14 protein-coding genes and 3 tRNA genes (1 of these 17 only partly in view) are annotated in these 13,815 nt (G+C 68.2%); 10 read left to right on the top strand and 7 right to left on the bottom strand.

The window, feature by feature from the left end:
- The first annotated feature begins 106 nt into the window (after positions 1-106).
- The 3 genes from clpP to lon all read left to right on the top strand — a co-directional run bounded on the left by clpP (position 107) and on the right by lon (position 4,497).
- Positions 107-718, top strand: a complete 612-nt coding sequence (gene clpP / locus AUC44_RS00720; protein WP_110827722.1) for an ATP-dependent Clp protease proteolytic subunit — start codon at positions 107-109, stop codon at positions 716-718.
- Complete coding sequence (gene clpX, locus AUC44_RS00715) at positions 715-1,923, top strand: ATP-dependent Clp protease ATP-binding subunit ClpX (protein ID WP_062156954.1); 1,209 nt, start codon at positions 715-717, stop codon at positions 1,921-1,923. The genes clpP and clpX overlap by 4 nt, the downstream gene beginning before the upstream one ends.
- Before the next feature lie 138 nt (positions 1,924-2,061).
- Entirely contained in the window at positions 2,062-4,497 is a 2,436-nt protein-coding gene (gene lon, locus AUC44_RS00710; RefSeq protein ID WP_062156953.1) for an endopeptidase La, read from the top strand.
- Between the two features lie 104 nt (positions 4,498-4,601).
- Here lon and AUC44_RS00705 read toward each other — a convergent pair whose 3' ends face one another.
- Positions 4,602-4,979, bottom strand: coding sequence for a Nif11-like leader peptide family natural product precursor (locus AUC44_RS00705; protein ID WP_231724490.1), 378 nt, complete (start codon positions 4,977-4,979; stop codon positions 4,602-4,604).
- Positions 4,980-5,050: 71 nt separating this feature from the next.
- Here AUC44_RS00705 and AUC44_RS00700 point away from each other — a divergent pair, with 71 nt between their 5' ends.
- The 3 genes from AUC44_RS00700 (at position 5,051) to AUC44_RS00690 (ending at position 6,888) form a co-directional block, all read left to right on the top strand.
- Positions 5,051-5,494 carry an acyl-CoA thioesterase gene (locus AUC44_RS00700; protein WP_062156951.1) on the top strand — a complete coding sequence of 148 codons (444 nt, stop codon included), beginning with the start codon at positions 5,051-5,053 and terminating at the stop codon, positions 5,492-5,494.
- Positions 5,494-5,829, top strand: a complete 336-nt coding sequence (locus AUC44_RS00695; protein WP_062156950.1) for a hypothetical protein — start codon at positions 5,494-5,496, stop codon at positions 5,827-5,829. The genes AUC44_RS00700 and AUC44_RS00695 overlap by 1 nt, the downstream gene beginning before the upstream one ends.
- A gap of 156 nt (positions 5,830-5,985) precedes the next feature.
- Entirely contained in the window at positions 5,986-6,888 is a 903-nt protein-coding gene (locus tag AUC44_RS00690) for an ROK family protein (protein ID WP_062156949.1), read from the top strand.
- Between the two features lie 75 nt (positions 6,889-6,963).
- Here AUC44_RS00690 and AUC44_RS00685 read toward each other — a convergent pair whose 3' ends face one another.
- From AUC44_RS00685 to mqnP, 6 genes are all read right to left on the bottom strand, one after another.
- On the bottom strand, positions 6,964-8,598 hold the full coding sequence (locus tag AUC44_RS00685; RefSeq protein WP_062156948.1) for a sensor histidine kinase: 1,635 nt from the start codon (positions 8,596-8,598) through the stop codon (positions 6,964-6,966).
- Positions 8,599-8,695: 97 nt separating this feature from the next.
- Positions 8,696-9,373 (bottom strand): response regulator transcription factor, encoded by a 678-nt coding sequence (locus AUC44_RS00680; RefSeq protein WP_010887388.1) that lies wholly within the window; start codon positions 9,371-9,373, stop codon positions 8,696-8,698.
- Positions 9,374-9,418: 45 nt separating this feature from the next.
- Positions 9,419-10,009 carry an adenylate/guanylate cyclase domain-containing protein gene (locus tag AUC44_RS00675; protein WP_062156947.1) on the bottom strand — a complete coding sequence of 197 codons (591 nt, stop codon included), beginning with the start codon at positions 10,007-10,009 and terminating at the stop codon, positions 9,419-9,421.
- Between the two features lie 197 nt (positions 10,010-10,206).
- Positions 10,207-10,665 carry a hypothetical protein gene (locus AUC44_RS00670; RefSeq protein WP_062156946.1) on the bottom strand — a complete coding sequence of 153 codons (459 nt, stop codon included), beginning with the start codon at positions 10,663-10,665 and terminating at the stop codon, positions 10,207-10,209.
- Positions 10,666-10,675: 10 nt separating this feature from the next.
- Positions 10,676-10,987: a hypothetical protein gene (locus AUC44_RS00665; protein ID WP_062156945.1), complete on the bottom strand. Its 312-nt coding sequence runs from the start codon at positions 10,985-10,987 to the stop codon at positions 10,676-10,678.
- Between the two features lie 133 nt (positions 10,988-11,120).
- Positions 11,121-12,002, bottom strand: coding sequence for a menaquinone biosynthesis prenyltransferase MqnP (gene mqnP, locus AUC44_RS00660; RefSeq protein WP_197408558.1), 882 nt, complete (start codon positions 12,000-12,002; stop codon positions 11,121-11,123).
- Positions 12,003-12,102: 100 nt separating this feature from the next.
- On the opposite strand from mqnP, the gene AUC44_RS00655 reads away from it, so the two are divergent.
- The 4 genes from AUC44_RS00655 to AUC44_RS16015 all read left to right on the top strand — a co-directional run.
- Positions 12,103-12,179, top strand: a tRNA-Pro gene (locus AUC44_RS00655).
- Positions 12,180-12,203: 24 nt separating this feature from the next.
- Positions 12,204-12,277 (top strand) — tRNA-Gly (locus AUC44_RS00650).
- 33 nt (positions 12,278-12,310) lie between these two features.
- Positions 12,311-12,387: transfer RNA gene (locus AUC44_RS00645), tRNA-Arg, on the top strand.
- 164 nt (positions 12,388-12,551) lie between these two features.
- Positions 12,552-13,815 carry the 5' portion of a PxKF domain-containing protein gene (locus AUC44_RS16015; RefSeq protein ID WP_082688889.1) on the top strand. Its footprint extends 848 nt past the window's final position, so 1,264 of the gene's 2,112 nt are visible here — the first part of the coding sequence; the start codon lies at positions 12,552-12,554; the stop codon falls past the right edge of the window.

Here is a 13,815-nt window from a genome sequence, read left to right as displayed (position 1 = left end):
CTGCCGCGCTGGCCCGGCCGTAAGCCATCTGGCGGACGGGGGCGGGTCCCCGCCCACCGGATGAAGTCAGGTCTGGCCTACGTTCGCTTTCCCGACCCGTGCGATAATCGCTGCCATGAGCGTGATTCCCTACGTGATCGAGCAGACCGGGCGCGGCGAGCGGATGTACGACATTTACTCCCGCCTGCTCAAGGACCGGATTATTTTCGTGGGCACGCCGATCGAGTCGCAGATGGCGAACACCATCGTGGCTCAGCTGCTGCTGCTGGATTCCCAGAACCCGGAGCAGGAGATCCAGATGTACATCAACTGCCCCGGCGGCGAGGTGTACGCGGGCCTGGCGATCTACGACACCATGCGCTACATCAAGGCGCCCGTGTCGACGATCTGCGTGGGCATCGCGATGAGCATGGGCAGCGTGCTGCTGATGGCCGGGGACAAGGGCAAGCGCATGGCGCTGCCGAACAGCCGGATCATGATCCACCAGGGGTCGGCGGGCTTCCGCGGGAACACCCCGGACCTGGAGGTGCAGGCCAAGGAGGTGCTGCACCTGCGGGACAAGCTGGTGGGCATCTACCACGAGCACACCAGCATCCCGCACGACAAGCTGATGCGGGACATGGAGCGTGACTACTTCATGTCGCCCGACGAGGCGATGAAATACGGCCTGATCGACAGTGTGGTGGACCGCACGCGGGCGCAGGAGGACAGCGTATGACGAAGGGAGGGGACCGCTGCTCGTTCTGTGGGCGGCAACATCCGCAGATCGCGCAGCTGATCGAGGCGCCGGGCCGCGCCGCGTTCATCTGCAACGAGTGCACCGAGCGGGCGCACGAGCTGGTCAAGCAGAACCGCACGAAGGGCGGCGCGGACTTCAGCCTGGACGAGCTGCCCACGCCCCGCGAGATCAAGGCGTACCTCGATGAGTTCGTGATCGGTCAGGACGAGGCGAAGAAGGCGCTGGCGGTGGCGGTCGTGAGTCACTACCAGCGGCTGGCGCACCCGGACGTGAACCTGCAGAAGAGCAACATCCTGCTGATCGGGCCGACCGGGACCGGCAAGACGCTGCTGGCGTCCAGCCTCGCGGAGATGCTGGAGGTGCCCTTCGCGATCGCGGACGCGACCACCCTGACGGAAGCCGGGTACGTGGGCGACGACGTGGAAAACGTCATCGTGCGCCTGCTGCAGGCCGCCGAGTACGACGTGGCGGCCGCCGAACGCGGCATCATCTACATCGACGAGATCGACAAGATCGCCCGCAAGTCCGAGGGCACCAGCATCACGCGCGACGTGTCCGGCGAGGGCGTGCAGCAGGCGCTGCTGAAGATCATCGAGGGCACGGTCGCGCAGGTGCCGCCGCAGGGGGGCCGCAAGCACCCGCAGCAGGAACTCGTGCAGGTGAACACCAAGAACATCCTGTTCATCGTGGGCGGGGCCTTCGACGGGATCGCGGACATCGGCCGCAGCCGCACGAACGTGCGCGCGGTGGGCTTCGGCGCCGAGCACAAGGGCGACGAGAAGGAAGAGCTGCGCTTCCTGCCCGAGGACCTCGTGAAGTTCGGGCTGATCCCGGAGTTCGTGGGGCGCCTGCCGCTGGTGGTGCAGCTTCAGGATCTGGACGAGGAGGCGCTGGTGCGCATCCTGACCGAGCCGCAGGGCGCGATCGCGTCGCAGTATCAGGCGCTGTTCGGCTTCCAGGACGTGGACCTGTCCTTCACGGACGAGGCGCTGCGCGAGGTGGCTCGCCGGGCCCGCGAGCGCAAGACCGGGGCGCGCGGCCTGCGGGCGGTGCTGGAAAAGGCCATGACGGACCTGCTGTTCGAGCTGCCGGTGGAGGGGCTGAAGGAGCTGCGCTTCGACGCGGCGCACATCGACACCCCCATGGAACTACTTGAGTCGAAGGGACTCAAGAAGTCTGCCTGAGCATAGCGATAGAGGTTACAGCACGCCCCCGCACCAGTCCCTACACTCTGGGGACACCGTGCGGGGGTGTCGTCTCATGACCCCCCGCGTTACACTCAAGTATTCCCGCGCCCAGCGCGCGGCCGTTAAGGAGCAAGCATGATCTGGGAACTTCCCGTCGTCGCACTGAGAAATATCGTGATCCTGCCCGGCGTCACCATGAACGTCGACGTGGGCCGCCCCAAGAGCAAACGCGCCGTGGACGAAGCGCAGGCCTCGGACCGCCGCGTCCTGCTGCTCACCCAGCGTGACGCCCGCACCGACGACCCCACCCGCGCCGAACTGTTCGACATGGGCGTCCTGGCCGTCATCAAGCAGGTCGTGCGCATGCCCGACAACACCTACCAGGTGCTCATCGAGGCGCAGGAACGCGCCCGGGTACTCGACGAGGTCCCCAGCGCCTACATGCGGGTCCGCGCCGAGACGCAGGCCGTCCCCGCCGACGACAGCCGCGAGATTCCCGTGCTGATCGGCGAGATCAAGTCGGCCTTCGAGGAGTACCAGCGCCAGAACAAGAACCTGCGCCTGGACAACTACCAGCTTGAGGGCATCAAGGCCCTGACTGACGGCGGCGCGCTGGCCGATCAGGTCGCGCACCACGCCACCTGGACGCCCGAGGAGAAGCAGGAGATCCTCTCGGCCGTGGGCCTGCGCGAGCGGCTGGAGGCCACCCTGAAGTTCCTGTCGCGCGACACCGAGCGCTTCAACATGGACAAGAAGATCGCCGGGCGCGTCAAGGAGCAGATGGACGCCAACCAGCGCGAGTACTACCTGCGCGAGCAGATGAAGGCCATCGGCAAGGAACTCGGCGGCGGCGAGGACGGCCCGGCCGAGGTCGAGGCGCTGCGCGAGAAGATCGAGCAGGCCGGGATGCCCGAGAGCGTCAAGGAGAAGGCCCTCAAGGAACTGACGCGGCTGGAGCGCACCCCCGGCGGCAGCCCCGAGAGCACCGTCGTGCGCAACTACATCGACTGGCTGGTCGACGTGCCCTGGAGCAAGCGCGACGAGGAGATCCTCGACATCGCCCGCACCCGCGAGATCCTCGACGCCGACCACTACGCGCTGGGTGACGTCAAGGACCGCATCCTGGAATTCCTGGCCGTGCGTCAGCTGACCCACAAGCCCGGCGAGACCGAGGAGGCCCGCAAGGAACGCGCGGCCGAGGAACGCACCGACGACGCCGAGCTGCGCGCCCCGATCCTGGTGCTCGTCGGCCCTCCCGGGGTCGGCAAGACCAGCCTGGGCAAGAGCATCGCCCGTTCTCTCAACCGCAAGTTCGTGCGTATGGCGCTGGGCGGCGTGCGCGACGAGGCCGAGATCCGCGGTCACCGCCGCACGTACATCGGCTCGATGCCTGGCCGCATCATCCAGGCGATGAAGAACGCGGGCGTCACGAACCCCGTGATCCTCCTCGACGAGATCGACAAGATGAGCAGCGACTGGCGCGGCGACCCCAGCAGCGCCATGCTGGAAGTCCTCGACCCCGAGCAGAACCACACCTTCCAGGACCACTACCTGGAAGTGCCGTACGACCTGTCGCAGGTCATGTTCATCACGACCGCCAACAGCCTCCAGACCATCCCCCGGCCCCTGCTGGACCGCATGGAGATCATCAACATCCCCGGCTACACCCAGGTCGAGAAGGTCGAGATCGCCAAGCGCTACCGCGTGCCCCGGCAGATCAAGGCGCACGGCCTGACCGGCCGCCTGGAGGTCACCGACGCCGCGCTGAACCGCATCGTCGAGGAGTACACCGCCGAGAGCGGCGTGCGCAACCTGGACCGTCAGGTGAGCAAGCTGGCCCGCAAGGCCGCGCGTGAACTGCTGGAGCAGCCCTGGGACGGCCTGAAGGTCATCGACGCCGCGCAGGTGCCCGATTACCTGGGCGTGCCGCTGCACCGCCCGGACAAGATGGAGAAAGAACCCCAGGTCGGCGTCGCGCAGGGCCTCGCCTGGACGAGCGTGGGCGGCACCATGCTGCTCGTGGAGGCGCTCGCCACCCCCGGCAGCGGCAAGATCGTCATGACCGGCTCGCTGGGGGACGTGATGAAGGAGAGCGTCGGCGCGGCCATCGCGTACCTGCGCGCCCACGCCGCCGAGTACGGCGCGGACCCCGAGTTCCACAAGACCATGGACCTGCACGTGCACTTCCCCGACGGCGCCACGCCCAAGGACGGCCCCAGCGCGGGCATCACGATCGCCACGGCCGTGATCAGCGCCATCACCGGCCGCCCGGTCCGGATGGACGTCGCCATGACCGGCGAGATCAGCCTGCGCGGGCGCGTGCTGCCCATCGGCGGGGTGAAGGAGAAACTGCTGGCCGCGCACCAGGGCGGTATCCGCGAGGTGATCGTGCCGAAAGACAACGAGCCGAACCTCCAGGACGTGCCCGAGAGCATCCGCGGTGAGCTGCGCATCCACACCTTCGAGCGGGTGGGTCAGGTGCTGGACCTGCTGCTGCTGCCCAAGCCGCAGGAGGACAAGGGCAACATCCCGGTGCCCCTGAGCAAGAGCGCTACGCAGCCCGGCGCGTAACCCAGGCGGTGATCCGAGGCGCGACCTCCCGGACATCTTCCGGGCGGTCGCGCCTCTTGCGTGGATGCTGGCCGACCCTGGGTCAGACCGGTCTCTGATCGCGTCTACGGCACCCGCAGCGCCTGGCAGTTCTCGCTGGGCGTGTCGGGGGTGGGGGCCGAGCGGGCCACGATGACCTGCTCGCCTGCACCCACGTAGCCCCGGCAGCGGGCCAGTTCCCGCAGGTGCTCGGGCGTCTGGGCGGCCTTCACGGCGTCCTGGAGCTCCTCGATGTCGCTCTGGAGCCCCTGGATGCGCAGGCGGGTGGCCTGGGTGTCGCTCGTCCAGATGCTGGTGCGGTACAGGCTGTGGCCCAGCTGGAAGGTCAACTGCACGATGCCCAGCCCCAGCAGGGCGCTGGCGAGCATCATGCTCAGCGGCAGGCGTTGCAGTCGCCGCCACCAGTCGCGCCGCGGCGGCGGTGGGGGGGGCAGGTCGGTCACGACGCGCAGCATAGCGCCCGCATGTGACGGGCGCGTGGGAAGACCGGACGCGGCGGACTACACTGGGCCGCATGAGTCAGTCTGCTGCCGTCACGCCCGCCGCCTCGCGCCTCCCGGCGCTGAACTGGGAGGACGCGAGCCGCTCGGTCATCCAGCTGCGCTACGGCGACCTGGACGCCATGGGCCACGTGAACAACGCCCGCTACGCGGAATTCCTGGAAGTCGGCCGCATGGCCCTCTCGCGGGAGGTGGGGGGCGGCGCGGACGACCGCTCGGTGCTGGCGCGGCTGGAGATCGACTACGTGCGCGATATCCGCCAGGGGCAGGAGGTCGCGGTGGACACCCTGATCGAGCGGGTGGGCCGCACCAGCTGGACGAGCGTGGCCCTGATCCGGGCCGACGGGGTACCGTGCGCGTTCGCGCGGTCCGTGCAGGTCCGCGTGGACGAGCAGGGGGCGCCCCGCGCGCTGCCGCAGGACTTCGCCGAGCGGGTGGCCCACCGGAGCGTGCGCTGATGGCCACGTTCGAGGACCGGGTGCTGTACCAGGGTGACCCGTGGGTGCGGGTGGACACCCTGCCGCGTCTGCTGGCCGAGGGCTGGCGGCGCACGCTGCTGGAGGGCGGCGTGGTGAGCGTGGTACGCACGCCCTTCCAGTGGTCGATGGGCAGCCCCGTGATCGAGATCGAGACCGGCGGCTACATGGGGGACGTGGGCCTGTACGTGCCGGAAGTGCAGCTGCCCGAGGCGCTGGCCCTGCTGGGCTTCGAGGACGAGGCCGTGGACGAGGCGGAGTCCGGCCCGGTGACCCATGCAGAGGACGCCGGGCCGGGCGGGGGTCAGGCGGGGTAGATTGCAGGGGCAGAGTGTCACCCGTCCGGCCGCGCGTCCGGCCCCGGGGCGATCAGCCGCCTCCCGGTTCCCCCCGTGGTGGCCCCGGGCGAGGCTGGAAGCGCTCCCGCCCCACGCGCGCTGTTTCTCCCCGCTTTCATTTCCTTCGGAGTTCCCATGACCAACCTGACTGAACCCCTGAGCATCGGCATCGACGTGGGCGGCACCAAGATCGCCAGCGGCGTCCTGCGCGGCGACGAACTGCACGACGCGCACATGATTCCCACCCCGGACACCGGCTGGGAGAGCGTGCTCGACGCCATCGCGGGCGAGGTGCGCCGCCTCCAGGAGCGCCACCCGGACGCCCGCCTGATCGGCGTGGGCATCCCCGGCCCCCTGAACGCGGACCGCACCCGCGTGAAGTTCGCGCCGAACATCTACGGCTTCACCGACGTGCCCATGGTGGACGGCCTGCGCGACCGCCTGGGGCAGCGCGTCGTGCTGGAGAACGACGCCAAGGCCGCCGCGCTCGCCGAGGCGCACCTGGGCGCGGCGCGCGGCGCCGAGAGCAGCATCTACGTGACGGTCAGCACCGGCATCGGCAGCGGCATCGTCCTGAACGGCCGCATCTGGCGCGGCCGGCACGGCATCGCCGGCGAGATCGGGCACATCACGGCCCTGCCGGGCGGCCCGGTCAGCGGCGCGGGCCTGGACGGCGCGCTGGAGGCCGTCGCCAGCGGCACGGCCATCGCCCGTGACGCCAGCTTCGCCCTGAACCGCGACGTGAGCACCGCCGAGGCCTTCCAGCTCGCGCAGCAGGGCCACCCGGCCGCGCGGCGCGTGGTGGGACAGGCGCTGCGCTACATCGGCATCGCGCTGGCGGACCTCCAGAAGACCATCGACCCCGAGGTCTTCGTGATCGGCGGGGGCGTGGCCAGCGTCGGGGACTACTTCTTCCACGGCGTGCAGGCCGCCGCGGACGAGTACGCGCAGGGCTTCGCGCCCGTCACGATCCGCCGCGCGCAGCTCGCCGGAAACGCCGGGGTCATCGGCGCGGCCCTCGCTGCCCGGCACGGGTAAGACGCAGAGTCGACAGGCACGCCGCCGGGGATGGATCCCCCGGCGGCGTGCCTGTTGAGTTCACCGCGGGACTGATTACGGCACGTCGTCCAGATCGAATTCCGGCACGTTCCCGACCGGCAGCTGCACGTACGCGGTGGTCCCCCGGCCCACCTCGCTGTCGAGCCAGATGCGCCCGCCGTGGGCGTCCACGATGCCGCGCGCGATGCTCAGGCCCAGGCCCGCGCCGCCCTGGTCGCGGCTGCGGCTGTCCTCCAGACGGTAGAAACGGTCGAACAGACGCTCAAGCTGATCCTCGGGAATGCCCGGGCCGTCGTCCTGCACGCTGAGGCGCACGTCGGCATCCACCCGCTCGCTGCGCAGCGTCACCGTCTGCGCGCCGGCCTTCAGGGCGTTGCTGACCAGATTGATCAGTACCTGCTTCAGGCGGTCCGCGTCCGCCTCGAAGGTCACGTCCTCGCCCACGCTGGTCAACGTGGTCTGCTGGGCCTGCGCGAGCGGCGCGAGTTCACGCACGATCTCCGCCAGGAACAGGGCCGAGAGGATCGGCCCGCGCTGCAGGGCCAGCGCCCCGCTGTCCGAGCGGGCCAGCTGCAGCAGGCTGGCAATCAGGTTCGTGAGCCGTGCGGATTCGCTCTGGATGATCTTCAGGCTTTCCTGCTGCTGCCCGGTGGGATTGGTGCGGCGCAGCAGGTAACTGGCGTGCCCGCTGATGGCGGTGACCGGCGTGCGCAGCTCGTGGCTGGCGTCGCTGGTAAAGCGCCGCTGCGCCTCGAAGCTGCCCTCCAGACGCCCCAGCATGGCGTTCAGCGCGGTCGCCAGGGATTCCACCTCGTCGCCGGTCTGCGGGACGGGCACCCGCTCGGTGAGATTCTGCCCGCCGATCCGTTCGGCGGCCCGCTGCACGCGGCGCAGGGGCAACAGGGCCTGCCCGGCCAGCAGGTACGCGCCGGTCCCCGCCGTGAACAGTCCCGTCAGGAACAGCAGCATGACGACCTGCCGCAGGTCATCCAGGGTGCTCTGCACGGTCTTCAGGCTGCGGGCCACGTACACGACACTCAGTGGCGGTTCGTTCTGGAAGTTCTGGCCGATCCCCGCGTTACGGCTGGGTTCGGTGTTCGTGAGGGGGCCCAGCACCACCAGCAGCCGCATGAGGGTCGGCTCGCGGTTGGGCGCGTCGGCAATCAGGCGGTTCAGGCGCAGGCGGCCGTCCGTAGAATTGATCAGGGCGTCCAGCTCAGCGTCGCTGAGCGTGATGGGCCGGTTGATGTCCACGGCCAAGGAGCGGCGGGAGTCCTCCCGCAGGCCGGCCAGGTAGTCGAACAGCTTCTTCTTGGCGTCTGGCGTCCGCGCGGCCTTCAGGTCATCCAGCAGGGTCTGACGGGAGTAGAAGGAGAGTTCCTCGACCGCCAGGCTGGAATTTGAGAAGTAGTAGCGCGCCAGCAGCTTGGCCTGCCCGATCTGGTCGAACTGCCCGTTGCCCTGGGCGGTCAGCTGCTGCTGATCGGTGGGAATGCGGGCCGTCTGGTCGTCCGGGCCGATGGGTTTGACGAGGTACGTCACGAACTGCTTGTACGTCGTGTTCAGGTCGCTGTCGATCCCGCTGATCAGGTTCACGCGCATCATGTACAGCGTGATGACCCCCACCCCGGTCAGCAGGAAAGCCAGCAGCGCCGTGTAGAAGAGCGTGAGCCGCCAGCGCAGCGTCATGCGGGGCTCCGGGTCGGGGCGGTCATGCGGGGCAGTGTAGAGGCTGGGCGCATGAGGGACGCGCGAACAGTCCACGCGCGTCCCACCCGCCGCACGCTTACTCCTCGCGCAGGACGTAGCCCACGCCGCGCACGGTGTGAATCAGGCGGCGCTCTCCGCCCTCCTCCAGCTTGCGGCGCAGGTAGCCGATATACACGTCGACGACGTTGCTGCCGCCGGTGTACTCGGGCCAGACCTTCTCCTCGATCTCGAAGCGTGAAAAGACCTTGCCGGGGTTGCGGGCGAGCAGTTCGAGCAGTTCGAATTCCTTGGCGGACAGTTCCACGCGGCGTCCACCGCGGAAGATCTCGCGCCCGTCGAGGTTCATGACCAGATCGGCCACGCGCACCTCGCCGGTCACGGCCGGGTTCACGCGGCGCAGGTGGGCGCGCACGCGGGCAAGCAGTTCCTCGATGGAAAAGGGCTTGATGAGGTAGTCGTCGGCGCCGGAATCCAGGCCCTCCACCTTGTCCTGGATGCCGTCCTTGGCGGTCAGGATGATGATTGGGGTGTTGCTGGTCTTGCGGATGCGCCGCGCGACTTCCAGGCCGTCCAGAACGGGCAGCATCAGGTCCAGGATGACGAGGTCGGGGTTGACTTCACGGAATTTCGACAGCCCGGTGACGCCGTCGAAGGCGACCTCCGTGGCGTAACCTTCGGCAGCGAGTTCAAGTTCGATGAATCGAGCGATGTCTTTCTCATCCTCGATGACTAAGACCAGGGGCTTGCGTTCCATGCCCGCAGTCTAGGGAGCGTTCTCATGAGAAGGCCGCCTGGGCGCTTAATCAACTTTCATGCGCGTCCCCGACTCCGGGCTGTCCAGGAGACGGTGGGCCGTGCAGCGCGGCCCGAAGCCCTGCAGGGCCAGGGGCGGACAGGGCACTGACCGCAGCTGCGGCACCTGCGCGCGCACCGCGTCGCAGATCAGGGTCTGCCCGGCCTGCGCCGCGTCACACAGGCGGCGAGAGTAGTTGACGGGCAAGCCGTAGGCACTCATCTGTCCCCCGACTACGCCCATCAGCACGTCACCGCTGGAGATCCCGGCGCGCAGCCGCAGCCGCTGCCCAAGATGCCCGGCCAGCGCCAGCCGCCCGGCACGGATATGCGCCTCCTGCGCGGCGGCGCAGGCCTGCGCCGCCTGCGCGGCGGGCCACCAGGCCAGTACGGCGTCACCCTGGTGCTGCAGGACCTGCCCTCCGCGGGCCTCCAGGGTCAGGATCATGACCTGCACGAATTCCTGCATAAGCGCCATGTAACTGCCCAGGTCGAGGGTCTGCGCCATCAACGTACTGCCGACCAGATCGACCAGCACCATGCAGGCCGGGGTGGCATGCGGCTGGGAGCCGGGGAGGGGGAGCAGCGACTCGTTCATGGGGACGCTTCCATCATGAAGGACCGTGAGGAGAAAGGGAAGATGTTTTCACTTCGACGTTAAATCGACTGAGTGAAGAAAAATTTGTCTTCTGTCACCGCCTAAGGTACAGACCGGGTGTGGTCTGTCAGGTCAGGACCTGCGACACCTAGCCGGCTGCTTCCCGGCTCATCTCTCGTCAGCGCCCCTGCACCCGGTCAGACCGGGACAAAACCATGCAGGGGCGGCATCGTCCGGAACGCCACCCAGTCCCCCACCTGCACGTCGGGCAATGGCGTGAACGAGCCCAGCACCAGCGGCAGGCGCGCCTGCACCACGAACCCCTGCCGCCACACGGCCAGCACCCGCCCACGGCCCTCCACCCCGGAGACCCCCAGGGTCTGCACCTGCTCCTGGTGCTCTCCGCCGTCCAGCCGGTGCAGCCCGCCGTCCTCCACCACACCGTGGACCACCAGCCGCGCCGGACCGGGCTGCGCCGCGTACGGCCCGCTGCGGTCAAACAGGTACAGTACCCGCCCCGCCACCCCGAACTCCAGCAGCGGACTGCCCTCCCGCGACGGGTAGAGCGTGCCCTGGGCAGCGAACTCGGCGTACCGCGCCGCGAAGTCCCGCTCCGAGGTTTCCAGGGTCACACCCGCCCGCACCGCGTCCGTCATGCGCGCCAGTCTAGCGTTCAGGCGGCCCACCGGGCGCCCGCCGGTCCAGTACCTCCAGATCAGGCCGAGGCATCCCCGCCGCGTCCAGCAGCGCGTCCGCCCGTTCCAGCGCGAAGGTGCCCTCCACCTCACGCTGCATATGAATCAGGGTCAGGCCATACAGCCGTTCCAGCTGCGCCCACGCCACACTCCCGGCGGGCTGCGCGTCCCGCGCGCGGGCCAGCAGCACCGCCGCGCGGCGCTCGTCCCCGTCCACGAAGGCCTGCGCGGCGTCCAGGGGCACCCAGTCCAGCCCAGCGCTGCGGTACTCAGCACCACTCATCCGGCTTCCGTCTGTTTCGTCAACCACCGGGAAGGGCACCGGGATGCCAGCTCCACGCCCGGAAGCCGTTTGACTTCCACTCGTATCCGTTCGGACTGAAGGATTTCTGCACTCCACTCAATCGGAGTCCGTATCAAGTCAGGGTGCGCCACGCCACGTCCACCACCACGCCGGCCAGCATGGTCAGCGCCAGCCACATGTTCGCGTCGAAGAACGCCACGTTCACCCGCGCCAGATCCTTCGGGTTCACGATCCGGTGCTCGAACAGCAGGATGCCGCCCATCGCCAGCGCCGCGAGGTAATACCAGACGCTCGCGCCCGCCAGCACGCCCACGAGGAGCAGAAGCGCGAACGTCAGCGCGTGGCTGGCGGCCGCGATCCGCAGCGCCCGCGAAATCCCGAAGCGCGCCGGAATGCTCCTGATACCGTTCGCCACGTCGAAATCCCGGTCCATCGTCGCGTAGATCACGTCCAAACCGATCATCCAGAAGATCACGACGGCCCACAGCGCCCACGCGGGCGGCGCGAACTCCCCGGTCACCGCGATCCAGCCCCCGGCCGCCGCCGCGCCGTCCGTCACGCCCAGCCACGCGTGACACAGCCACGTGAAGCGCTTCGTGTACGGGTAGCCGATCAGGAACACCACCGCCAGCGGCAACAGCGCCAGGCACAGCGGGTTCAGCTGCGCCGCCGCGACCACCAGGACGACCAGACTCACCACCACCAGCGCCCACGCCTGCGCCGGGCTGACCTTCCCGCTCGGCACCTCCCGACCCGCCGTGCGCGGATTGCGCGCGTCGATGAAGCGGTCAATCACACGGTTGGCTCCCATCGCCGCCGTGCGCGCCGCCGCCATCGCCACCGTCACCCACACCAGGACGTGCCATCCGGGCCAGCCCGTGCCGTTCACCTGCATGCTCGCCAGCAGCATGCCCGCATACGCGAACGGCAGGGCGAACACCGTGTGTTCGAACTTCACCAGATCCAGGAACGTCTTCACGCGCGCGCCACTCACAATGACGCAGCATACGCTCCTCATGCACACAACACCCTTCCCCCACGCGCAATCTCTGCTATAGTTCACGACGCGCGTTCGACGGGAGAGTATACGGTCACGAGGCGTAGCGCAGGCCGGTAGCGCACTTGGTTTGGGACCAAGGGGTCGCAGGTTCGAATCCTGTCGCCTCGACCACCCCCCGACGACACGACGCACCCTGCGGGATTGGTGTAGTGGTAGCACAGCAGCCTTCCAAGCTTCTGGCCTCGGTTCGAATCCGTGATCCCGCTCCAGGAAGGCTCCCCTACCCGGGAGCCCTTTTTCATGCGCCCTTAGCTCAGCTGGATAGAGCAACCGCCTTCTAAGCGGTCGGTCGTAGGTTCGAGTCCTACAGGGCGCGCCACCACAACTGGGCCACGACGCCCACTAGGACGCGGCTGCCAGGCTGCGTCCATCTCTTTGGCGTCTGGCGAGATCCTTACCTGTCCCAGGCGGTCACGCTCCGGTCACTGGCCACCTGTCACCCTGCTCCTGGATCGCCTGCCCCTGGCGTCCAAGGAGGGAATCATGGCCCGCCCACACAGCCTCACCCCGTCCCGTCTGCTGCTCGGCCTCAGCCTTGCCCTGGCCACTCTCGTCCCCAGCTGCGCCCCACCGGCCGCCCCAAACACTGCCCCACTGGCAGGCCCGAACGGTGTGCCCCGCTCCCTGACGGCGCAACAGGTCCCAGACTCCACTTTCGGACAGAACGGCGTGGTCACGACGGATCTGCTGGAGCGTGTCGATGAGATTGCTCAGAGGGCCGTCGTCATGGCTGACGGCCGGATCGTGGTGGCAGGCAGTGCTGGAGGCGGCGTGGTCACCCGGTACCTTGCAGATGGCACCCTGGATCCCGCGTTCGGGGCAGGAGGTTACACGCTGCTCGGCCCGAATCCGCTCATCGGTCTCGGGATCCTGTCTGATGGACGAATTATCGTGACCGGGGCTTCCGATACAGACGATATTCAGGTCTTTCGGTTGCTTAGTGACGGCACCCCCGACCAGAGCTTCGGACTGGGCGGCTCAGTCACGGTCAATCTGGGAGGTCGGGACACTCCTGTTGATCTGGTGGTGCAAGGCGATGGCCGGATAGTGGTTGCCGCCATCTCACACGACGTACCCACGTCAGCCATTACCCTGCTGCGCCTGAGTGCAGCGGGGCAACTGGACACCACGTTTGGCCAGAACGGCACCGTGCAGACACCCCTACGCGGCTCTGGGGGCGCACAACGGCTGCGGTTGGATACGCAGGGCCGGCTTATTGTGGGTGGCAGTGATTTTTTTCAGGTCGCAGGAGAGAGCAGGGTATATGCCGTGGTGGCACGGTATCTGATGGATGGTGCCCTCGACCCCACCTTCGGTCAGGACGGCGTCGCTTACCCCTTTGCGGGTGGGCCGGTATTGGCACTGGACATTCAGGCTGATGGACGGATCGTGATTGGTGGTGTGTTCGATGACATCGGCTTTACTGTCGCGCGTCTTGATGCTGCAGGTACACCTGACTGGACTTTCGGGGGTGGGACGGGCCGCGCCGATGCTGGGGCCAGTTTTGGGGGCGGGGGCCTCGCAGGTCTGATCGTCAGGCGAAACGGCAAGATTCTGGCTGCTGGAACAACCAATTACAGTTTCTCCGGCCCGGCGCGCCCCGCATGGGGACTGGCTCAATTCGAGGCCAATGGACAACTCGACACCGCATTCGGCGACCAGGGGCGCCTGACAGTCCTAACAGGGCCTGGCATGGTTCAGGACGTGACTCTTCAATCCAACGGACGTTCACTGGTCGTCGGCGGCC

Source organism: Deinococcus actinosclerus (assembly GCF_001507665.1).
In the GTDB taxonomy this organism is placed as follows: Bacteria; Deinococcota; Deinococci; order Deinococcales; family Deinococcaceae; genus Deinococcus; species Deinococcus actinosclerus.
The sequence above is the reverse complement of the archived record's forward strand: the minus strand, read 5'-3'. Positions and strand labels throughout refer to the sequence as shown.